Source organism: Flavobacterium sp. (genome assembly GCF_027483985.1).
GTDB lineage: Bacteria > Bacteroidota > Bacteroidia > Flavobacteriales > Flavobacteriaceae > Flavobacterium.
Genome location: NZ_JAIXTJ010000042.1, coordinates 214,262 through 235,158, shown reverse-complemented (window position 1 = coordinate 235,158; position 20,897 = coordinate 214,262). Strand labels below are relative to the sequence as shown.

Sequence of the window (20,897 nt, the reverse complement as noted above, 5' to 3'; positions counted from 1 at the left end):
ATTATTTCAACCCTAAATTCCCATCAAAACTATTGAAGTCGTCTTTTAGTTTTGGTTTTACTTTTAACAATTCCCAAAACTGACTACAAATGGCTTTTAATTCGGCGGTGTTGTTATTTTCTAATGCTTTTTCACCCAAAGCTACTAATGTTAAAAATTTATCCTTATTAGTAAATTCGTCTTCGTCTTTAAATCTATAATAGTAGAAATAATCAATAAAACGAGATTCTTGTTTTAGATAAACCGCATCAATTAAATTGTCTAGTTCTTTGGTTTTTTTACGAATTAAATATTTGTTGTTAGATTGTAAAAGCTCTGCTTCATTTTTAATAATTTTTTCATATTCTTCGAGCTGTTTTGGGTTGGCGCGTTCGGCATAACTTTGGAATACTTCTTTAGAATAATTGTATTCACTCAATTCATTTAACACGTGTTTGTATCGAACCAAATCATCATATTCCTGAATAGTAATACGTTTCATTTCATCAATTTGATACTTTTTATCGGTTGATTTGTCGTTCACAATTTCTAAAGATTCATTATATAAAACCGATAAATGATCTTTAATTCGTTTTAATTTAGCCAGATATTCATAGTTTTCTTCTTCTTCATTATCGTAGATTTCTTCTGAAATTTCATCTAAAACGGTTTTAATTTCTTCGGTCAATTTGTTTAACGAAATGGCGCGCTCGTGCGGATTGAAAACTTCTTTTATTTCTAAATCTAACGAACTTATGTAAACGGTAACACTCAAATCACGTGATTCTGAAATCTTGAAATTCAATTCAACATCCGTTCCTTTTAATAAATCTTGCTGAAAATCTTTGCCACAAATTTCTACATAACCAATAGTCAAATTACTACCAATCATACTTCCGGCGTTGCCTTCAACGATATTAATGATTAATTTATCATCAGAATTTTTTAATATGTTTTTAGAACAAGTTTTATACAAAGTCTTTTTTAGCGGAAGAATATCATTTTTCTTAAAAATGCGTTCCATAAAAGTTTTACCACTTTCTTCATCAACTTCTAGACAAATATCATTTGGCAAAGGTTGTCCAGAAATATTATATAATCCGTTGGTGATTTGAATCGATGTATTTTGATAAACTTGCTTTTGTTGTTGATCAAGCAAAAACAAAGAGAAAACATTAGTAGCTTTTTCTAACATCGGAACAAATTCGGCAATTTTTTTATTGGCAGCCAATAATCCGGTGTCAAATCCGCCATCACTTCTGGTAATTCTATAGTATCCATTAAAATCGTTTGGTAAAATGGCCACAATTAATTCTTCTTTATCCTTAGAATGAGGTTCGTAAATTAGTTCTACTGCGATTGATGTTGCTTCTACACTAGTTTCTTTTTCAACTTCAATCAAATCAGATGGTTTTGAACCGGCATAAAACGTGGCGCCAATTACCACAGCTGTCGTTGGATCAATGCTCGAATCAACAATGGTTTTAGTTCTCTTTTCTAGCTCTTCTCTAATAAAAGGAATATAAGTCGTTCCGCCAACTAAAATAACACGTTCAATATCTGAAAAATGCAGACCATTTTCTTGAATCAATTTGTGAGTCAGTTGGTAAGATTCTTCAAATTTTGGAGCAACAATAGCTTCAAATTCAGATTGTGCAACTTCTATATCTATTGACAAATCTAGTTCGTCAAATTCAATTTCTATATTGGTATTGGCTTTTAGCGAAAGTTCTTTTTTAGCTTCTTCAGCTTTGAAAAGTAATTCAAAATAAAGTTTTTTATAAACCGCATCATCAGCAGAAATCATTTTGTTCCATAGGTTTTGTTCAGATGATTGGGCTTCAATTTTCGGACAAATAATTTTTTCCACAAATAAGGTGTCAAGGTCAACACCACCAAGAAAATTATTTCCTTTATGATCGATAACTTTCAGTTCACGCTCGTCAATTTTAACTAAAGCAACGTCAAAAGTACCGCCACCAAAATCATAAACCAACCATTTTTTTTCGGAAGAAATATCTAAATTTTGAAAATTAGAATAAGCCAAGCAAGCCGCTATGGGTTCTTGTAGCAAAACAACTTCTTCAAATCCGCTTTCATAACCAGCTTTTTTGGTAGCATTGGTTTGAATAGTATCAAATGACGCAGGAATTGTTATTACTGCCGATTTTGGGTTTTCATTTTGCGTAAAGTTAATTAACTCTTTCAAAACCATTGACGACAACTCTAATGGAGCAATTTGTTTGTTTAAATCAGCTACAAAATAAGTTTCATCAGATCCCATTTTTCTTTTGAAAGAAGCAAAAACATTTTCAGAATTAGACAAAAAATGTTCACGAGCTTTATCGCCAATTTGAATGCGGCCTTTTCTAAAAGAAACAACCGATGGAATGGTATCTTTAAAACCAACAGGATTTTTATAGATAGTTACTTTTCCGTTTTCATATTTTGCGATTGCCGAATTTGTCGTGCCTAAATCAATGCCGATATTAATATTTTTCATAGCTTTTCTTAAAATTATTCAACAATTACGATGCCTTTTTGCAATAAAGCATAATTGTCATTTTGCATTTTATAAATTACTGGTTTTAGAACTTTAGTAATTTTTGTAGCACTCGGATTTAAAATATTAGCTTCGATTGAAGCATCTCTTTCATCATAAATTGTTCCTAACGGATTGATTATTTTATAGCCCAATTCCTCAAGTTCGTGCTGAATTCGGTTGAAGTTGCGGTCAAAAAGTTCGATATTTTGTTCGATGGCTTTCTTTTCAATTTCAAATATTTGATTGATGATGGCTTCCATTTTTTTAAGGGCTAGTTTAATAGAAGGCAATTTACAATTATTTTAATTTTTTAAATAAAATCTCGTAAAATAATGCGTTAAAATTTTACATTTGTTTTTCTTCAATTTACAAGCGCATGAATATCATAGAATTATTTGAAAATCTAACTATTGGCAAGTCTACAATCCTTAACATTTCTTTTGAAGAGATAATTAGAATTGAAAAACATATCAACGTAGAACGAAAAATTAATCCCGATATTGATGTAAATGTTGCTAACAATTTAATTGAAGCACTTAAGTCTTTTCCAACTGAATTTCAATTTATTGCAAATGTTAGAGTTTTATATAATTTTTTTAGTAAAAAGAATTATGTAAGAGATGATTTTCCTGTTCAAAATATTGAAGTCAATAAGGATAAAGTAAAGTTGTTTGTTGAGCGGTATTTGCAAGACGATTTAACCACCTTTTTTGATAAAAAAATTATCGAAAACAACTACGAAGCAATGAATGATCTTTTGGTTTATAAAGAATATTTTCCAGAAGAATTGCTCTATAAAGTTTCAAAAAGAGCCGAAGGCAAAGTAGATTATGTTTTAAGCAGTTTGAATGCAAGAGATGTCAATTATTTTCCTTTGTTATTTCTGAAACAATCTCATTTTTTCACCTTCTTATCCCATTTTGTAAGTTCAGAAATGGATCTTAAGATAAATCATTTGTTAAATGAAATTGTAGATATTTATAATGTAACCAAAAGTTCTCAATTTGCTGAAGGCATTATGATTTCAATGTCGCATTATCAATCTTTTGATGATGAATTGATGGACACTATTGCATCTAATAAAAGAGTGGTTTTAGGAAATATTGATGGTCGCGAAGAGAAAAGTGATAAATCAGGATTTTCTTGGAAAACCTTCGGAATTATATTGGTCATACTAATAAAAATTGCTCTTTTTTCTAATAGATGTGATAGTAATTCTAGTTATGACAATTATAAAAACAATACAACCTTTGAAAATTTAAATATTGAAGAAGCTCCTCCAGTTGAAATGGATCGCTATTATACCGAGTCGCAGGCAAAAATTGATACCTTTCGTTTGTTTTTAACCAATTATGACCCAAAGAATAAAATCAATGTTACTTACAATGACTCAATAAAAACAGGTCAAAATCCGTTTACTACGGTTTATAAAAATCAATTTGTTTCAACGTCGTCCAATTATTTGATGTTTACAAACAAAACAAATTATGATATTATCTTAATGGAAAATTCGGTTGCATTTGATACTATAAATATGCCAAAACAAGCTTATTACATAAAATCTAAAGAGTTTTTTAAACTTGATGTCACTAGTGATTTTAAAAGAACATTTAATTTTTATGTGGGTAAAAAATTGGCTTCTTTTCACAACGAAAAGGAAAAATTATACATTCACGGCAATTCTATAGTTGAACCACGATTTACGCAACTAGCTAATGGTGCAAAAGAACTCATAAAGCAAGATTACATCTTTAATAATGAAGTTATCATAAAAGAAAAAAAGGGCAACATCATTATTGAATCTCTTGGCTCATCAATAAAGGATGAAAGTTTTAAAGAAATGCTAAAAGGGCAACAATTGATAATTGAAGGGCTAAAAAAAGAAAATGAGTGATATTAAATCACTCAAATCCTAGTTTTTCTCTAACTCTGCCTAAAACTTCGTTGGCTATTAAATGCGCTTTTTGAGCACCTTGTTTTAACAAACCGTCTACTATTTCATGGTTAGTCATATAATAGTTGTATTTTTCTCTTTCGGTTTTGAATCTGTCGCAGATTAATTCAAATAAAGCTTGTTTGGCGTGACCATAACCATAATTTCCGCCAAGATAATTTTGTTTCATTGCGGCAATTTGCTCAGCTGTAGCTAATAATTTATAAAGAGCAAATATCTTGCAAGTATCAGGATTTTTAGGTTCTTCAAGTGGAGTACTATCACTTTCTATTGTCATTACTTGTTTGCGTAATGCTTTGTCATCTAGAAAAATATCAATAATATTTCCTCGTGATTTACTCATTTTGTTGCCATCTGTTCCAGGAATGTACATCGTTTCTTCTTGCACTTTTCCTTCAGGAATAACAAATGTTTCACCCATTTGATGGTTGAATCTTGAAGCCACATCACGAGTGATTTCTATGTGTTGCATTTGATCTTTTCCAACAGGTACAAAATTAGCATCATACAATAAAATATCGGCTGCCATCAACATTGGATAGGTAAATAATCCAGCATTTACATCTTCTAATCTATCGGCTTTATCTTTAAATGAATGTGCTAAAGTCAATCGTTGAAACGGAAAAAAGCAACTCAAGTACCAAGACAATTCAGCAGTTTGTGGTACATCACTTTGGCGATAAAATGTAACTTTATTAATATCTAGGCCACAAGCTAACCAAGCTGCAGCAGTACTGTAGGTGTTTCTTCTTAAAGTTGCACCATCTTTTATTTGCGTGATCGAATGCAGGTCAGCAATAAAAAGAAACGATTGATTATCAGGATTATTTGATAATTCAATAGCGGGTAATATTGCGCCCAATAAGTTCCCTAAATGCGGAGTTCCAGTACTTTGAACTCCAGTAAGTATTTTTGCCATAGTTAATATAATTTTTCACTTCTGCATTTACCATTGCATTATTTTTGGTATTCAGAATTTCAGTATCACAATTTATTTTATGCAAAGTTAAACGTTTGTGGTATAAATTGCATACTATTACTTATTTTTGACACTATGAGATGGATAAAAATAATTTTTTGGGTGCTTTGGCGCGTTTGGTTTTACATTTTAATGGGTGCGCTCATTATTATAATGTTGCCCTTTTTATTACTTTCTATTTTAAAAGAAGAATGGTATCCTTATTTTTTTGTTATGGCGCGAATTTGGGCGCGAGGCATACTTTTAGGAATGGGTTTTAGAACTAAAATCGAAAGAGAACAAGATTTTGAAAAAGGAAAAAGCTACATGTTGGTTGCCAACCATACTTCTATGACTGATATAATGTTGATGTTAATTACAGCACAAAATCCTTTTGTTTTTGTCGGAAAAAAGGAATTGTCTAAGATTCCACTTTTTGGATTTTTCTATAAGCGTACTTGCATTTTGGTTGATAGAAGCAGCCAAAAGAGTAGGATGGAGGTTTTTGCAAGAGCACAAAAAAGGTTGAATCAAGGATTAAGTATTTGTATTTTTCCTGAAGGTGGCGTTCCAGATGAATCGATTTTGCTAGACGAATTTAAAGATGGTGCTTTTAAGCTTGCGATTGAACACCAAATTCCGATTGTGCCTATAACTTTTGCCGATAATAAAGAACGAATGTCGTATACGTTTCTTAGCGGAAGTCCGGGAATTATGAGAGCCAAAGTGCATCATTTTGTTGACACTACTGGAAAAACATTAGAAGATAAAAAAGAAATAAAAGATACGGTTAGGTCGATAATTTTAAATCAATTAGAAGCGTATCAGCAATAAAAAAGAGCGCCTAACTAAAGCGCTCTTTTCTGTTATTACTCGAAAGCAATAACATCACTTAACTAATTTAATCTAACCTAACCTAACTTAAAATGTAAAATTTAATCCTGAATAAACTCCAAACACAAAAGGTTTGAAATTCCCTGCATCATTATTAAAAGTATTTATTTGATATTTAAAAACAGGTTCAATTCGCGCTTCTAAACGTTTAAAGAAACCATATTTTAATCCTAAACCTAAGTTACCACTAAAGTGAACATTGTTCAGGTTATTAGCTTCACCAATTTTTAAATTTAGCTCTGACGATTGAAGGAAAATTTCGTTTCTGTTAAGCACCAAAGTACTCATTCCTCCAATTAAATCGATTCCAAAATTTTTATCCAAAATTTTATAAGTGACCTCTAATGGCATTTCAATGTAGCCTAATTTTTGGTTTAAAGTACCTTCAAATTTTTGAATAGGTCTATTAAAAAACGGAGTCACATTACTCAAACTTTCAATAACCAAAAGTGAACCAGGAACATTTGGATTTAAACCACTCAAACGACTACTTACATTTGACGTTTGATAATATAAAATACCATTGGTATCGTAATCAACACTTAAAACATTAACTCCTGTTCTTATTTTTAGTTTTTTATTTAAGGCATAATTTACACCAATTCCGTAACTAATATTAGAAGCAGAGTATTGTTTGTCATTGTTTTGCAACTTGTTATCAAGCGGCGAACCTTCACTAGTTGAACTAAAATAAATAGGCGCAACATTAGAGGTAACTTGCCACCTATTTATTTTTTGTTCAGTAACTATTTGCTTTTCTTTTTCTTTTAGCAATTCTTCCAGCGCATTTGGCTCAACACTAGCAATTGATGTTGAGTCAATTTTTTTAATTATGGTTTCATCAATTTTATCATTTAAAACAGATGTTTTTTTATCAGATGTTGTATTCCTTACAATAGCGTTGTTTTCTTTTGATGGGTTTACAATTTTATCAACAACACTATTATTTTTTTCCTTTTCTTTCAAATCTTGTTGAACTAAGACTTCGTTTGTAGTGGAGTTGTTACTTTTGTTTTTATCTTTTAAACCGTTGTTTTTTTCAAAAGCAACAGCATCAACAACATTAGTGTTACTCAATTTCAATGATGTTTTTCTTTTCTTATCTTTTTTAGAACTATAGTTTGCTATTTGATTATTAGAAGCTGATTTTATTTTATCACTTTCATCAAATGATTTTTTATTTATTTCAGAATTAGCAACTTGACTTTCAATAGTTGATTTTATAGTAGCTTTATTATTTTTAGAATTTGATTTACTTTGCTCGTTCGATTGTAAATTAGATTCTTTTGCTACAACAATATTATTTACGTTGCTATCAGATGAAATGGTTTTAGAATTATTAGAATTTATGATTTTAGTTTCGTTCTTAACAACTGGGTTAGAATTTTCTTTTACAACATCATTTGATTTTTCATTTCCACTTTTCTCCTGATTTACTATCGCATTTTGATTAGATGTTTCAAAACTGTTGTAAGCGAAAAAACCAAGTACTAAAGCAGCTGCAATACCAGACAATTTCCACCAAAACGGAATGACTCTTCTTTTCTTCTTTTCCTTTAATTTGAGTTCGATGTTATCCCAGATGAATTCTTCTGGCATCACTTCTTGGTTTTCAAATTTTTCTTGAAAAAGTTTATTTATATTTTTTCTTTCACTCATTTTACAGAAGGCATTTTTACATTGCCCGCACCGACATTTCGGGATTCAATTTTTTCTTTCAATATCATTTTAGCTCTTGATAGATTAGATTTTGATGTTCCAACGGTAATACCAAGTGCGTCGGCAATTTCTTGGTGGGAATAGTTTTCAAATACATTAAGATTAAAAACTAAGCGATACCTATCTGGCAATTCTTGAATTATTTTCATCAAAAACTCCATCGATACATCCTCTTCTATTTCAACTTCAACTTCATCAGCAATATCTTCATCTATCGGACTTAAAAAACTTTTGTTTCTATATTGTTGCAGAACTTGATTGACCATTACTCGTTTAATCCATCCGTCAAAAGAGCCTTTGAATTCAAATGAAGTAATTTTTTCAAAAACCAATAAAAAACCATCTTGTAAATGATCTTGAGCTTCGGCATAATTGCGTGAATATTTCAAGCAAACAGAGAACATTTTGGGTGCATATTGCCTATACAATTGTTCTTGTGCTTTGATATCATTTTTTTTACAATCATGTATTAATTGTTCTAAACTCAAGAGCTTTGTTTTAATGGTCTACAACTACATCATATTCTAAATAATTATCAACACCTTGCGCATCGGTTCCGGTCCAAAACTTGAAATGATAAGTTCCTATAGTTTTTGGAAGAAAGGGCAAAGGCATTTCTAAAACAGTTTGATTATCAGTTTGACAATTGTCTTGTTCTACTTTTATATTTTCAACCGCAACGTTTCTTACGAAACCACTCGATTCAAAATAAAACTTACTAAATAAATGACACGATGACGGACGTTTGTATTTTACAGTGATGTTAGTCACACTATCTTTAGCAAATTCAGTAGGCATTATTACCTGAAAAACAGGGTTTATTTCATAGCTATAATTCTGGTCATCACTTACCTCACAAGAGAAAAGCAACGAAGAAACCAGCAGTAAAAACAATATTCTTTTCATATCAAAATCTTTGATTTTTTAATAGGATGCAAAAAAGTTAAAAAGGTTGCGTATAAATGTAAAAAAAAATCCGCCGAAGCGGATAATTTATTTTTAAGCGTTATTTTCTTTAATCAATGCTTTGATTTTAAGTTCTAATTCATCAGCTAATTCTGGATTGTCTTTAATTAAAGATTTCACCGCATCACGGCCTTGACCTAATTTGGTATCGCCATAACTAAACCAAGATCCAGCTTTTTTAACTACCTCAAATTCGACCGCTAAATCAAGAATTTCACCTGTTTTTGAAACACCTTCTCCATACATGATGTCGAATTCAGCAGTTTTAAATGGTGGTGCCACTTTGTTTTTAACTACTTTTACTTTAGTTCTGTTACCGATAACATTTTCACCATCTTTAATTTGAGAAGAACGACGAATGTCTAATCTAACAGAAGCATAAAATTTCAATGCATTTCCTCCTGTTGTAGTCTCAGGATTTCCAAACATTACGCCGATTTTCTCTCTCAACTGGTTGATGAAAAATACCGTACAATGTGTTTTACTAATCGTTCCTGTTAATTTTCTTAAAGCTTGTGACATTAAACGAGCATGTAATCCCATTTTAGAATCACCCATTTCTCCTTCAATTTCACTTTTTGGTGTTAAAGCAGCAACCGAGTCAATAACCACAATGTCAATTGCACCTGAACGGATAAGGTTTTCAGCAATTTCTAAAGCTTGTTCACCATTATCGGGTTGTGAAATGATTAAATTTTCAATATCAACGCCCAGTTTTTCAGCATAATTTCTATCAAAAGCGTGTTCTGCATCAATAAATGCTGCAATTCCTCCTGCTTTTTGAGCTTCAGCAATAGCGTGAAGCGTTAAAGTAGTTTTACCTGAAGATTCTGGACCATATATTTCTATAATTCTTCCTTTTGGATATCCGTTTACACCTAAAGCTAAATCTAAACCTAATGAACCTGACGAAATAGTTTCTACTTCTTCAATAGCTTTATCGCCCATTTTCATTACGGTTCCTTTTCCGTAGGTTTTGTCTAATTTGTCTAGCGTAAGTTGTAACGCTTTTAATTTTGCATCTTTTTCTGAACTCATATTTTCTATATTTTTGGCTTTTAAAGTTGTAAAAATAAATAAAAAAAGAATGTAAATGAAGTTTATACAAATGAGTTTTAAACAATTCCATCCAAAATATATTTATTACTTTAGCCAACAAATTTTTTTCAACTATGGAGAAGCTAATTTCTTATCCAATTTCAGTAATTTATTATTTGTGTTTTGGATTGTTTCTTGTAATTTTTCATCCCATTCAATGGATTTGTTTGAATGTTTTTGGATATCAAGCACATAAAAAAAGCGTAGATTATTTGAATTTTTTTCTAGTAAAATGCACCAATCTTTTGGGAACTTGGTTTGTTTTTAGAAACATCAATAAAATTCCTAAAGGTGCACCAATTATTTTTGTTGCTAATCACCAAAGTATGTATGATATCATTGGAATGATTTGGTATTTAAGAAAGTTTCACGCCAAGTTTGTTAGTAAAAAAGAATTAGGAAGAGGAATTCCAAGTGTTTCATTTAATCTGCGTCACGGTGGTTCTGTTTTGATTGATAGAAAAGATCCAAAACAAGCCATTCCAACGATAAAAGGTTTGTCTGAATATATTGAAAAACACAATCGATCGGCAGTAATTTTTCCGGAAGGAACTAGAAGTAAAGACGGAAAACCAAAAGAATTCGCACAAAGCGGATTAAAAATATTATGCAAATATGCTCCTTCGGCCTATGTTGTGCCAATTTCTATTAATAATTCATGGAAAATGGTTAAATTTGGTGCTTTTCCGATGGGTTTAGGAAATAGGTTAGAATTTATTATCCACGAACCAATGGCAGTAGCAGATTTTTCATTTGAAGATTTAATCGAAAAAACAGAACAAGCTGTTGTTCAATCCTTACATAAATAATCAGATTTTATTTTGTCTCAAATCTAAAGTCTATAATACATATATAATGTCCATAAAAAATGTTCGTCTAGAAGTAATGCAGTTTCTAGATACCAAAGTTGACGAGTTTGTCGATAAATTTTTAATTCCAATTGAAACTATTTGGCAACCTTCTGATTTTTTGCCCGATGCACAAAGCGATACTTTCTTTGAAGATGTAAAAGAAATTCAAGAAATTGCCAAAGATTTACCTTATGATTTTTGGGTAGCAATGGTTGGTGATACAATTACAGAAGAAGCACTTCCTACCTATGAATCTTGGTTAATGGATGTGGAAGGAATAGACAATGTAGAACGTAACGGTTGGTCAAGATGGATTCGCCAATGGACGAGTGAAGAGAACCGTCACGGTGATTTGTTGAATAAATATTTATACCTGTCTGGCCGAGTAAACATGCGTGAAGTTGAGGTTACAACGCAGCATTTAATTGCTGACGGATTTGATATTGGAACAGGTCGTGATCCTTATAAAAACTTTGTTTATACAAGTTTTCAAGAATTAGCCACTTATGTGTCACACAATAGAGTTTCACAAATAGCTAAAGATTATGGAGACAAGAAATTAGCGAAGGTTTGTAAATTAATTGCAGGTGACGAAATGCGTCATCATCACGCTTATTGCGAATTTGTTGATCAAATTTTTAAAGTTGATCCGTCCGAAATGATGTTGGCTTTTCAATACATGATGAAACAAAAAATCACAATGCCAGCAGTTTTCTTAAGAGAATCAGGCGAGAAAATAGGAGCTGCTTTTGAGCAATTCTCCAATTCTGCTCAAAAAATAGGTGTTTATACAGCTAATGATTATGTGGAGATTATGCAAAAATTAATTGATAAATGGCAAATTGATAAAATAGCAAATCTTACTGACGAAGCTGAAAAAGCAAGAGATTATTTAATGAAGTTACCAGGAAGAATGGCTAAAATCTCGGAAAGATTGGTTTTACCTGATGAAAACTATATTTTTAAATGGGTACAACCTGCTTTGGTGAAATAAATAGAAAATAGATAAAAGAATATAGAAAATAGATGTTGTCTTGAGACTTTCAAGGCAACATTTTTAATATAGAAGAATTCAAATGAGTTTAATAGACAACACGATTTTATTTGTAAAACAAAAACTAGAAAATGCTGAAGCTGGTCACGATTGGTTTCATATAGAAAGAGTTTACAAAAATGCTTTGTTAATAGCGCAAGATGAAGTTTGTGATATTCAAATTGTAAAACTTGGAGCGTTGCTGCACGATATTGCTGATAGTAAGTTTAATGATGGTGATGAAACAGTTGGACCAAAAGTGGCTAGAGTTTTTTTAGAATCTCAAAAAGCATCAGAAGAAATCATTGTTCATGTTGTAAATATTATCGAAAATATCTCTTTCAAAGGAGGGAATTTTGAAAAGAAATTCAACTCAATTGAACTAGAAATTGTTCAAGATGCCGATAGATTAGACGCGATTGGAGCAATCGGAATTGCAAGAACCTTTAATTACGGTGGTTTCAAAAACAGACAACTATATAATCCAGAAATCGCTCCTAAACTCAATATGAGCAAGGAAGAGTATAAAAAAAGTGAAGCACCAACAATCAATCATTTTTATGAAAAATTGTTGTTGTTAAAAGATAAAATGAATACCAAAACTGGAAAACAATTGGCACAAGAAAGACACAAATTTATGGAACTATTCTTGTCTCAGTTTTACGCAGAATGGGATGGGGAAAAATAGTGTTCAGTACGCAGTTTTCAGTTGGCAATTATTGCGACTGAAAACTGCGACTGATTACTAAATATCTTATTTCCCTTTAAAGTCGGCTTTTCTTTTTTCTAAAAAAGCGGTTGTTCCTTCTTTGAAATCTTCTGTTCCGAAGCATTTTCCAAAGTTTTTTATTTCGGTTTTGTAACCATCAACGCCGTCTTTGAAATTAGCGTTTATTGCTTTGATTGCCAATCCAATAGCTACTGGAGAATTACGCATAATTTTTGAAGCAATTCCTTTTGCAAATTCAATTAATTCAGCTTGAGGAACAACGTGGTTTACTAAACCATAGTTTTTTGCGGTTTCAGCATCTATCATTCCTGCGGTCATTACTAATTCCATAGCGCGACCTTTTCCTACTAGTTGAGGTAATCTCTGCGTTCCGCCATAACCTGGTATTACACCAAGCGAAACTTCAGGCAAACCCATTTTAGCATTGTCTGAAGCTACTCTAAAATGACACGCCATTGCTAATTCTAATCCGCCACCAAGTGCAAATCCGTTGACAGCAGCAATAACAGGAGTTTTTAAATTTTCAACAAAATCGAATAACAATTCTTGACCTTGTTGTGCCAATTGTGCTCCTTCTTCTACAGAAAAATTTGCAAATTCAGAAATATCTGCGCCAGCAACAAATGCTTTTTCACCTTCACCGGTTACAATAATAACTTTGGTAGTAGCATCGGCATCTAGTTTTTCAAAAGCGTTGTGTAATTCTTGAATGGTTGCCACATTTAGCGCATTTAATTTTGACGGACGATTGATTGTAATTTGCCCAATTCCGTTTTCTGAAGTAATAAGAATGTTTTCGAAGTTCATGATTTTTTGTAATAAGTTTATTATTTAGCCCTGATTGAAAGGAAAAACCTTTGCATTTTAGCAAAGTTTTGGGATGAAAGCAGGAAAAAGGATTGCTAAAATGCCCGAACCATTCGCTCTAAATTTTTATTTTTCAATTATTGGAAGCGAAACCTTAAATGTTGTTCCTTTTCCGAATTCAGTTTCAAATGTAATAGTTCCTTTGTAATTTTCTATAATGTTTTTGATAATTCCTAAACCTAACCCCATCCCACTAGTTTTGGTGGTGAATTTTGGTTCAAAAATATGTTCAATGTTTTCAATTTCGATTCCAATTCCGTTGTCTTTTACCGTAATATTTACGTTATTTTCTTCTCGTTTTACGGCAACCAAAATTGATTTTTCTGTTTGTTCATCAGGAATGGCTTGAATGGCATTTTTGACCAAATTGGTTATGATTCTAATCAACTGCGTTCTATCCATTATTGTGATAATTTCTTCTTCCTTGCTTTCAAATGTGATGTATTCTTCATTAAAAATATCTAATGAAAATTCTACTACTTCAACCACATTTAAAGTTTCATTTTGTTGTGCTGGCATCGAAGCAAAATTTGAAAAAGCCGAAGCAACCGAAGTCATCGTATCAATTTGCTGAATTAATGTTTTGGTATAATCGTTCAGTTTTTGTTTTAAATCAGGATCTTCTGGGTTGAATTTTCTTTCAAAACTTTGAACCGTCAATCGCATTGGCGTAAGCGGATTTTTAATCTCGTGAGCCACTTGTTTTGCCATTTCACGCCAAGCTTGTTCTCGTTCGCTTTGTGCTAACATTGTGGCACTTTCTTCCAATTTGTCAACCATCGCATTATAAGCTTTGATCAACGAATTAATCTCGCGACTGTTGGCTTCGATTACAATTTTTTCGTTCTTTTGATTTAAACTGGTTTCGTTGATTTTATCGGAAATGGTTTTTAACGATTGCGTAATGTAGGATGCTAAAAAGTAAGCCAAGGCAAAAGCAATAATCAACATAAAAAAATAGACCTGACTCAATCGGATTAAGAATTCTTGAATTTCATTTTCATAAAAACTATCGTCGTCAACATAAGGTAAGTTAAGAATTCCGAGTGGTTTGAACTTGTCGTCTTTGATTTGAGTGTAAGACGAACGGTTTTTAATTCCGTCGACGCTTTTTATATCGACATATCTTTTTTCGATAGAAGATTGCACCAATTTGATAATGTACTTTTGAATTGGAGGCGAAATACTATCAACAGAAAAAGAAGCTTTAGACGATTTTAAAAGATTTCCATTTAAACTATAAATGTTTATTTCAACATTATGAATATCTGAAAGTTCGTGGATTTTGTCTTTAAAAATCAACGGCAGATTTTTTTCCGTTAACGGATAAGTGGTGTTAGATAAAATGTAATTGATGTGTTCTTTTACAGCATCTTCTTTACGTTCAAGACGTTCTTGATGATAATTTCGAGCTTCATTTTTAAACTGAATTACCGAAATCGAAGCCATTAGAATGGAAGCAATCAAAATCAATACAATCATCGAAAGGAAAATCCTAATTCGAAGTGATAGCATTGAAAATTTGAAGTTTTTCATTTTGTAGTGATTAGTGAATAGTGATTAGTGAATAGCTACTTACTCTTCACTAATTACTAATTACTTCTTTTCCCTTATTCTTTTATAAAATTTGAATCCGAGCATAATTAAAATCGAGAATAAAAAGATTCCGATTACGCCATAAATCCAATTGAAAGCATTTTTTAATATTACTAAAAAAACTACAGCAAATAAAATAATTGTGGCACCTTCATTCCAAAGGCGCATATAATTAGACGAATAGTTGAATTTGTCATTTTGCAATTGCTTATAAATTTGGTGACATTTTAAATGGTACAAAAACAACGCCAAAACAAATCCGAGTTTCACGTGCATCCAAGGCATTTGCAACCAAGCAGGCATCAAAAACAATAACCAAGCTGCAAATAATGTTGCTAAAACTGCGCTTGGCCAAGTGATTATAAACCATAGGCGATAGGTCATTATTTTGTATTGGTTTAACAATATTTCTCTTTCAGGCGAAGTTTTTTGGTTGGCTTCAATTTGATAAACAAACAGACGAACAATATAAAATAATCCTGCAAACCAAGTGATTACAAATATTAAATGAAGTGATTTTATGTAGTTGTAGAGTTCCATTATTGGTCAATTTTATTAACATCAGGAAAACAATCTGATGTAAATTTTGCAATTCTGTTTTGCAGTTTTGTAGAGCTGTTTTTTATCATTTCAGCTTCCATTTTTGTTCTAATTAGTTTAGGTTTATTATAATCATCATTTTCATAGAATCCACTATAAGAAATAATATCGGTCCAGTTTGAATATCTAGTTTTACTGGCATCTGAATCTAAAAAATTAAATAATTCTTCAGGAAATTTTTCAGCATATTTTCTTGCCGGAACACCCGGATATTCGGCTAAAGCACCATCAGATATTTCAATTGTTTTATCTAGAATCCATCGATAAAAAGGTCTCAGATTTTTATCATTTGTAGAGGATAAGGCCAAAAGATTTTCGGTTAAATTGTCATCTGTTGGTCGATATTTTCCATAATAAAATGCAATTGCTAAGGAGTCACAATTTTTGTTGTCAATGTAAAATTTCATTGGTTTTCCATCAATAGAATCGACTTCAATATTATGTGTTAAATTAAATCCTGCTTGATAACTATCACTAGCTGAAGTTTTCTGTTCAGCACTCTTTTTTGTTGTTGAATCCAAAGTTTTACTTTCTAATGTCTTACTATCAGAATCTGTTTTCTTAGAACAAGAAAAAAGAATAAAACTTAAAAAAATTAAAAAGTAAAATTTCATAAGATCTCTATCTTTTCTTAAAATCCTCAATCCATTTTGCTACAACGCCGCACCATTCGTCATCGTCGTTCATACAAGGAATAGCCATAAATTCTTCTCCACCGTGGTGTAAAAACTCTTCATTAGCTTCCATTGCAATTTCTTCTAAAGTTTCTAAACAATCAGACACGAATGCTGGAGTTACCACTGCCAATTTCTTGATTCCTTTTTCAGGCATTTTGTTGATTTCAACATCAGTATAAGGCGTTAACCATTTGTCACCTGCTAAACGAGATTGAAAGGTTTGACTGTATTTTCCTTCTGGAATTCCTAACAACTTCACAACTTGTTTTGTAGTTTCATAACATTGATGACTGTAACAAAATTCGTGAGCAGGCGATGGCGTGTTACAACAAGATCTATCCATTTTACAATGTGATTTGGTAACATCGGTTTTACGAATATGACGTTTTGGAATTCCGTGATATGAAAACAATAAATGATCGTATTCAAATCCTTCCAAATGTTTTTTCATTGAATTAGCAAGCGCCTGAATGTATTCTTGTTTATTATAAAATGCTGGAACATTTGTAAATTTCATTTGAGGAAAATGCTTAGCGCGAAGTTCTTCGGCTAGAACCACAATTGTAGTTGTTGATGCCATTGCGTGTTGAGGATATAAAGGCATTAACATTACTTCCGTTACACCTTTATCGTGTAATTCTTGTAATCCTTTTAAGATGGTCATTGTTCCATAACGCATAGATAAAGCTACAGGAACATCAACTAGTGCTTGAACTTTCTTATGCATTCTTTTAGAAATTACTATCAACGGTGAACCTTCGTCTGTCCAAATTCTAGCATAGGCTTCGGCAGATTTTTTAGGTCTTGTTTGCAAAATTATTCCACGAACTAGCAAAGCACGTAATAAAAACGGAACGTCAATTACGTATTTATCCATTAAAAATTCGTCTAAGTAAGGCTTAACATCTTTTGGTGTTGGACTTTCTGGTGAACCTAAATTTACTAATAATACTCCTTTCATTGGTTGTTATTTTTTTTGTAAAAGTAAATTATTACTTTCTTTTACTTTATTTTTTAATAATTATTTATCGATTGTTTGATATACGAAATTGATGTTATTATGTATTTGGATTTATTGACATTAAATATTTTTTTGGTGTCGTTGCAAATTTTTTCTTGAATGCGGCTATAAAATGACTTCCGGTGCTGTAACCAATTTTTAATCCAACTTCATTTACATTATAAGAACCAGAATCTAATAGTTGTCTAGCATAATCCATTTTATAATCAAATAGAAAGCCGTAAACTGTATCACCATAAATTTGCTTGAAGCCAATTTTTAGTTTTTTCAAACTTAATCCAACTTGTTCTGCTAGTTCTTCTAAACCTGGTGGTTCGGCCATATTATGTATGATGATTTCTTTTGCTTTTTTGATTTTGATTTTTTCATCATCTATTAAAAAAGGACATTGCTCGGCATTTGGATCTTCAGAACGATTAAAATACAAACTTAATAATTCATATCCTTTTCCTTTATAATATAGGTTTTTAATAGACGGATTCAAATTATAATGAAACAACTGACTCAATACAATTGCCATCGACGGACTAATATCGGTTTCTTTATAATATTTTTTATCTTTATTTTCTTCGCTTAAAAATGGGATGTGTTCTGATTCATTTGAAAACAATCCGTGAAACTTTTGAATAGATATTATAACAGAAATTATCCAAGAATTTGGAGCTAATTCTAAATTTAAAGGCAACTCTTTTTGCGGATTGTAAAATAAAAGTGCCTTCTCTTCTTTCAAATCTAATGCATAATTTCCTTCATTGAATACAAATTTTGCTTTTCCTTTAATCCCAAAATGAAATTGAATAAGTCCTTGAGCAATAGGCTTTTTTATGTGAAAATTCTCATTTCCGTCATTTTGAAAACGAATTAAAATAAAATCATTTTCAATTTTTATTTCTTCTTGTGAACCCATAGCGATATTTTTTCGTATATACATCTGAAATTACTGCAACCTCTTATTTAGAATTAATCTACATAAGAAGATTCAAAAGAGTTGATTTCATTACAAATTTATAATAAATAACGCTAAAAAGGCAAATAAGGTTTAAAAATTCGCACAGCGATACAAAAAGTCCTTCAAGCGTTACTTTTATAATAACTATAATAATAATTTTGTTTCACTTTTAGGTAAAGTACATATATGGAAAATTTTAACACTACAAAATCTACTTCATTTTACGCATTGGGCTTGAGTTATAAAAAAGCAGATGCAGCAATTAGAGGAAAATTTAGTTTAAACGCACAAGCAAAAGCAACTTTACTTATTCAAGCGGAAGCAGAAGGAATTGATTCTTTAATCGTTACTTCTACTTGCAATCGAACTGAAATTTATGGTTTTGCACAACATCCGTATCAATTAATTAAACTTTTATGTGCTAATAGTCAAGGTTCTGTAGAAGAATTTCAAGAAGTTGCATACATCTATAAGAATCACGAAGCAATTAATCATATGTTCCGAGTTGGAACAGGTTTAGACAGTCAAATTCTTGGAGATTTTGAAATTATTAGCCAAATAAAAACCGCTTTCAACGAAAGTAAATCTAATGGAATGGTTAATTCATTTCTTGAAAGATTAGTAAATTCAGTTATTCAAGCAAGCAAAAAAATTAAGACAGAAACCGAAATTTCTTCTGGAGCAACATCGGTCTCTTTCGCATCTGTTCAATATATTTTTAGAAATGTTGAAAATATAGCAAACAAAAATATCTTACTTTTTGGAACCGGAAAAATCGGAAGAAATACTTGCGAAAACCTTGTAAAACATACCAAACACGAGCAAATTACTTTAATAAATCGTACTAAAGATAAAGCTGAAAAATTAGCTCAGAAATTAAATGTGATTGTAAAAGATTACGCTGACTTACAATTAGAATTGCAAAAAGCCGATGTTGTTGTAGTGGCAACAGGTGCACAAAATCCGACGGTTGATAAAGCGATTTTAAATCTTAAAAAACCATTATTGATTTTAGATTTGTCAATTCCTAAAAATGTGAACGAAAATGTAAATGATGTTGAAGGTGTTACATTGATTCATATGGATCATTTATCACAAATGACGGATGAAACTCTTGAAAACAGAAAGCTACATATTCCTCAAGCTGAAGCAATTATTGAAGAAATTAAAGAAGAATTCATTACTTGGTCTAAAAACAGAAAGTTTGCACCAACCATTCACGCCTTAAAAGAAAAATTAAACTCTATAAAAGATGGAGAATTAAATTTTCAACGCAAAAAATTATCTAATTTTGACGAACAACAAGCTGAATTAATCAGTAATAGAATCATTCAAAAAATCACGAACCACTTTGTAAACCATTTAAAAGAAGGTGACTCAATGGAAGAAGGTATTGAATGGATTGAAAAAGTATTTCAATTAGAACAAGAGAAATCATTTTTATAAAATAAAATTTCACAATAATAAACCTTAATGAACCTTAATTCCTTAATGGTTCAAAAAAGAATAAAATGTCTGAAAAAACAATACGTATAGGAACTCGTGATAGTGAATTAGCACTTTGGCAAGCACACACCGTTCAAAAACAACTCAACGATTTAGGTTATAAAACCGAAATTATAGCCGTAAAATCGCAAGGTGATATCATTCTTGACAAACCACTTTACGAATTAGGAATCACCGGAATTTTCACCAAAACATTAGACATTGCAATGATTAACGGTCAAGTTGATATTGCAGTGCATTCAATGAAAGATGTTCCAACAGCACTTCCAATAGGAATTGTGCAAGCAGCAGTTTTGGAAAGAGCTAATATTTTAGACATTTTGGTTCACAAAGGAAACCTAGATTTTTTAGAATCTAATGGAACAATCGCAACAGGAAGTTTGCGCCGTCAAGCAATGTGGTGGAACAAATATCCAAACCACAACGTAGTAGATTTACGCGGAAATGTAAATACTAGAATGCAAAAATTAGATGAAAATGATTGGAATGGAGCCGTTTTTGCTGCTGCAGGTTTAGAAAGAATCAACTTAAAACCTGAGAATTATATCAATTTAGATTGGATGATTCCCGCGCCAGCACAAGGCGCAATGTTAGTTGTTGCAATGGCTGAAGATGAATTTACTTTAGACGCACTTTCACAACTAAATCATATCGAAACCGAAATTTGTACTTATATAGAAAGACAATTTCTAAAAACATTGGAAGGTGGATGTACTGCACCAATAGGAGCAATTGCAACCTATAATGAGAAAGAAGATATTATCAGTTTCAAAGGAGTTTTATTATCTATCGACGGAAAGCAAAAACAACAAATAGAAAAAGTAGTGGACATTTCAGAATGGAAAAAACTTGGTTTCAATGCAGCTCAGGAAATTTTAAATAATGGCGGAACAGAATTAATGGCTGAAATTAAAAAGACGCTAAAAAAATAAATTTCTCTGATTTCTTAAATCT

General features: G+C 31.4%; 20 protein-coding genes. 7 read left to right on the top strand and 13 right to left on the bottom strand.

The window, feature by feature from the left end; genetic code table 11:
• Position 1: 1 nt before the first annotated feature.
• Complete coding sequence (locus Q0050_RS11365; protein ID WP_298395715.1) at positions 2 to 2,482, bottom strand: Hsp70 family protein; 2,481 nt, start codon at positions 2,480 to 2,482, stop codon at positions 2 to 4.
• A gap of 14 nt (positions 2,483 to 2,496) precedes the next feature.
• On the bottom strand, positions 2,497 to 2,784 hold the full coding sequence (locus Q0050_RS11360; protein ID WP_298395713.1) for a hypothetical protein: 288 nt from the start codon (positions 2,782 to 2,784) through the stop codon (positions 2,497 to 2,499).
• A 116-nt stretch (positions 2,785 to 2,900) separates the two neighbouring features.
• Here Q0050_RS11360 and Q0050_RS11355 point away from each other — a divergent pair, with 116 nt between their 5' ends.
• Positions 2,901 to 4,418 carry a hypothetical protein gene (locus Q0050_RS11355; protein ID WP_298395711.1) on the top strand — a complete coding sequence of 506 codons (1,518 nt, stop codon included), beginning with the start codon at positions 2,901 to 2,903 and terminating at the stop codon, positions 4,416 to 4,418.
• A gap of 7 nt (positions 4,419 to 4,425) precedes the next feature.
• Here Q0050_RS11355 and trpS read toward each other — a convergent pair whose 3' ends face one another.
• Positions 4,426 to 5,397 (bottom strand): tryptophan--tRNA ligase, encoded by a 972-nt coding sequence (gene trpS, locus Q0050_RS11350; RefSeq protein ID WP_298395710.1) that lies wholly within the window; start codon positions 5,395 to 5,397, stop codon positions 4,426 to 4,428.
• A gap of 135 nt (positions 5,398 to 5,532) precedes the next feature.
• Here trpS and Q0050_RS11345 point away from each other — a divergent pair, with 135 nt between their 5' ends.
• On the top strand, positions 5,533 to 6,270 hold the full coding sequence (locus tag Q0050_RS11345; RefSeq protein ID WP_298395708.1) for a 1-acyl-sn-glycerol-3-phosphate acyltransferase: 738 nt from the start codon (positions 5,533 to 5,535) through the stop codon (positions 6,268 to 6,270).
• An 87-nt stretch (positions 6,271 to 6,357) separates the two neighbouring features.
• Here the strand turns inward: Q0050_RS11345 and Q0050_RS11340 are convergent, their stop codons facing one another.
• The 4 genes from Q0050_RS11340 to recA all read right to left on the bottom strand — a co-directional run bounded on the left by Q0050_RS11340 (position 6,358) and on the right by recA (position 10,053).
• Positions 6,358 to 7,989: a hypothetical protein gene (locus Q0050_RS11340; protein ID WP_298395706.1), complete on the bottom strand. Its 1,632-nt coding sequence runs from the start codon at positions 7,987 to 7,989 to the stop codon at positions 6,358 to 6,360.
• A complete protein-coding gene (locus tag Q0050_RS11335) occupies positions 7,986 to 8,477 on the bottom strand; it encodes an RNA polymerase sigma factor (RefSeq protein WP_367277173.1) in 492 nt (163 codons plus the stop codon). The genes Q0050_RS11340 and Q0050_RS11335 overlap by 4 nt, the downstream gene beginning before the upstream one ends.
• Before the next feature lie 70 nt (positions 8,478 to 8,547).
• Positions 8,548 to 8,955, bottom strand: a complete 408-nt coding sequence (locus Q0050_RS11330; RefSeq protein ID WP_298395702.1) for a hypothetical protein — start codon at positions 8,953 to 8,955, stop codon at positions 8,548 to 8,550.
• Positions 8,956 to 9,048: 93 nt separating this feature from the next.
• Positions 9,049 to 10,053 (bottom strand): recombinase RecA, encoded by a 1,005-nt coding sequence (gene recA / locus Q0050_RS11325; protein WP_298395699.1) that lies wholly within the window; start codon positions 10,051 to 10,053, stop codon positions 9,049 to 9,051.
• Between the two features lie 134 nt (positions 10,054 to 10,187).
• Here recA and Q0050_RS11320 point away from each other — a divergent pair, with 134 nt between their 5' ends.
• From Q0050_RS11320 to Q0050_RS11310, 3 genes are all read left to right on the top strand, one after another.
• On the top strand, positions 10,188 to 10,922 hold the full coding sequence (locus Q0050_RS11320; protein WP_298395696.1) for a 1-acyl-sn-glycerol-3-phosphate acyltransferase: 735 nt from the start codon (positions 10,188 to 10,190) through the stop codon (positions 10,920 to 10,922).
• A 46-nt stretch (positions 10,923 to 10,968) separates the two neighbouring features.
• A complete protein-coding gene (locus Q0050_RS11315; protein ID WP_298395693.1) occupies positions 10,969 to 11,958 on the top strand; it encodes an acyl-ACP desaturase in 990 nt (329 codons plus the stop codon).
• A gap of 82 nt (positions 11,959 to 12,040) precedes the next feature.
• Entirely contained in the window at positions 12,041 to 12,685 is a 645-nt protein-coding gene (locus Q0050_RS11310) for an HD domain-containing protein (protein WP_298395690.1), read from the top strand.
• A gap of 66 nt (positions 12,686 to 12,751) precedes the next feature.
• On the opposite strand, the gene Q0050_RS11305 is transcribed toward Q0050_RS11310, so the two are convergent.
• The 6 genes from Q0050_RS11305 to Q0050_RS11280 all read right to left on the bottom strand — a co-directional run bounded on the left by Q0050_RS11305 (position 12,752) and on the right by Q0050_RS11280 (position 18,395).
• Complete coding sequence (locus tag Q0050_RS11305; protein ID WP_298395688.1) at positions 12,752 to 13,534, bottom strand: enoyl-CoA hydratase-related protein; 783 nt, start codon at positions 13,532 to 13,534, stop codon at positions 12,752 to 12,754.
• A gap of 126 nt (positions 13,535 to 13,660) precedes the next feature.
• Complete coding sequence (locus Q0050_RS11300) at positions 13,661 to 15,076, bottom strand: ATP-binding protein (protein WP_298395749.1); 1,416 nt, start codon at positions 15,074 to 15,076, stop codon at positions 13,661 to 13,663.
• 114 nt (positions 15,077 to 15,190) lie between these two features.
• Positions 15,191 to 15,730, bottom strand: coding sequence for a CopD family protein (locus Q0050_RS11295; RefSeq protein ID WP_298395686.1), 540 nt, complete (start codon positions 15,728 to 15,730; stop codon positions 15,191 to 15,193).
• Positions 15,730 to 16,404: a hypothetical protein gene (locus tag Q0050_RS11290; RefSeq protein WP_298395683.1), complete on the bottom strand. Its 675-nt coding sequence runs from the start codon at positions 16,402 to 16,404 to the stop codon at positions 15,730 to 15,732. Before Q0050_RS11290 ends, Q0050_RS11295 begins: the two co-directional genes overlap by 1 nt.
• Before the next feature lie 7 nt (positions 16,405 to 16,411).
• Positions 16,412 to 17,428 (bottom strand): ferrochelatase, encoded by a 1,017-nt coding sequence (hemH, locus tag Q0050_RS11285; RefSeq protein WP_298395680.1) that lies wholly within the window; start codon positions 17,426 to 17,428, stop codon positions 16,412 to 16,414.
• A 97-nt stretch (positions 17,429 to 17,525) separates the two neighbouring features.
• Complete coding sequence (locus Q0050_RS11280) at positions 17,526 to 18,395, bottom strand: helix-turn-helix transcriptional regulator (protein ID WP_298395678.1); 870 nt, start codon at positions 18,393 to 18,395, stop codon at positions 17,526 to 17,528.
• Between the two features lie 228 nt (positions 18,396 to 18,623).
• Here Q0050_RS11280 and hemA point away from each other — a divergent pair, with 228 nt between their 5' ends.
• Positions 18,624 to 19,883: a glutamyl-tRNA reductase gene (hemA, locus tag Q0050_RS11275; protein WP_298395675.1), complete on the top strand. Its 1,260-nt coding sequence runs from the start codon at positions 18,624 to 18,626 to the stop codon at positions 19,881 to 19,883.
• A 65-nt stretch (positions 19,884 to 19,948) separates the two neighbouring features.
• Complete coding sequence (gene hemC, locus Q0050_RS11270) at positions 19,949 to 20,875, top strand: hydroxymethylbilane synthase (RefSeq protein ID WP_298395673.1); 927 nt, start codon at positions 19,949 to 19,951, stop codon at positions 20,873 to 20,875.
• Positions 20,876 to 20,897: the final 22 nt, after the last annotated feature.

Excerpts from the sequence above, each read along its gene's own strand:
- Q0050_RS11365 (WP_298395715.1), bottom strand. The coding sequence starts at position 2,482 with ATGAAAAATATTAATATCGGCATTGATTTAGGCACGACAAATTCGGCA.
- Q0050_RS11360 (WP_298395713.1), bottom strand. The coding sequence starts at position 2,784 with ATGGAAGCCATCATCAATCAAATATTTGAAATTGAAAAGAAAGCCATC.
- Q0050_RS11355 (WP_298395711.1), top strand. The coding sequence starts at position 2,901 with ATGAATATCATAGAATTATTTGAAAATCTAACTATTGGCAAGTCTACA.
- trpS (WP_298395710.1), bottom strand. The coding sequence starts at position 5,397 with ATGGCAAAAATACTTACTGGAGTTCAAAGTACTGGAACTCCGCATTTA.
- Q0050_RS11345 (WP_298395708.1), top strand. The coding sequence starts at position 5,533 with ATGAGATGGATAAAAATAATTTTTTGGGTGCTTTGGCGCGTTTGGTTT.
- Q0050_RS11340 (WP_298395706.1), bottom strand. The coding sequence starts at position 7,989 with ATGAGTGAAAGAAAAAATATAAATAAACTTTTTCAAGAAAAATTTGAA.
- Q0050_RS11330 (WP_298395702.1), bottom strand. The coding sequence starts at position 8,955 with ATGAAAAGAATATTGTTTTTACTGCTGGTTTCTTCGTTGCTTTTCTCT.
- recA (WP_298395699.1), bottom strand. The coding sequence starts at position 10,053 with ATGAGTTCAGAAAAAGATGCAAAATTAAAAGCGTTACAACTTACGCTA.
- Q0050_RS11320 (WP_298395696.1), top strand. The coding sequence starts at position 10,188 with ATGGAGAAGCTAATTTCTTATCCAATTTCAGTAATTTATTATTTGTGT.
- Q0050_RS11315 (WP_298395693.1), top strand. The coding sequence starts at position 10,969 with ATGTCCATAAAAAATGTTCGTCTAGAAGTAATGCAGTTTCTAGATACC.
- Q0050_RS11310 (WP_298395690.1), top strand. The coding sequence starts at position 12,041 with ATGAGTTTAATAGACAACACGATTTTATTTGTAAAACAAAAACTAGAA.
- Q0050_RS11305 (WP_298395688.1), bottom strand. The coding sequence starts at position 13,534 with ATGAACTTCGAAAACATTCTTATTACTTCAGAAAACGGAATTGGGCAA.
- Q0050_RS11300 (WP_298395749.1), bottom strand. The coding sequence starts at position 15,076 with ATGATTGTATTGATTTTGATTGCTTCCATTCTAATGGCTTCGATTTCG.
- Q0050_RS11295 (WP_298395686.1), bottom strand. The coding sequence starts at position 15,730 with ATGGAACTCTACAACTACATAAAATCACTTCATTTAATATTTGTAATC.
- Q0050_RS11290 (WP_298395683.1), bottom strand. The coding sequence starts at position 16,404 with ATGAAATTTTACTTTTTAATTTTTTTAAGTTTTATTCTTTTTTCTTGT.
- hemH (WP_298395680.1), bottom strand. The coding sequence starts at position 17,428 with ATGAAAGGAGTATTATTAGTAAATTTAGGTTCACCAGAAAGTCCAACA.
- Q0050_RS11280 (WP_298395678.1), bottom strand. The coding sequence starts at position 18,395 with ATGGGTTCACAAGAAGAAATAAAAATTGAAAATGATTTTATTTTAATT.
- hemA (WP_298395675.1), top strand. The coding sequence starts at position 18,624 with ATGGAAAATTTTAACACTACAAAATCTACTTCATTTTACGCATTGGGC.
- hemC (WP_298395673.1), top strand. The coding sequence starts at position 19,949 with ATGTCTGAAAAAACAATACGTATAGGAACTCGTGATAGTGAATTAGCA.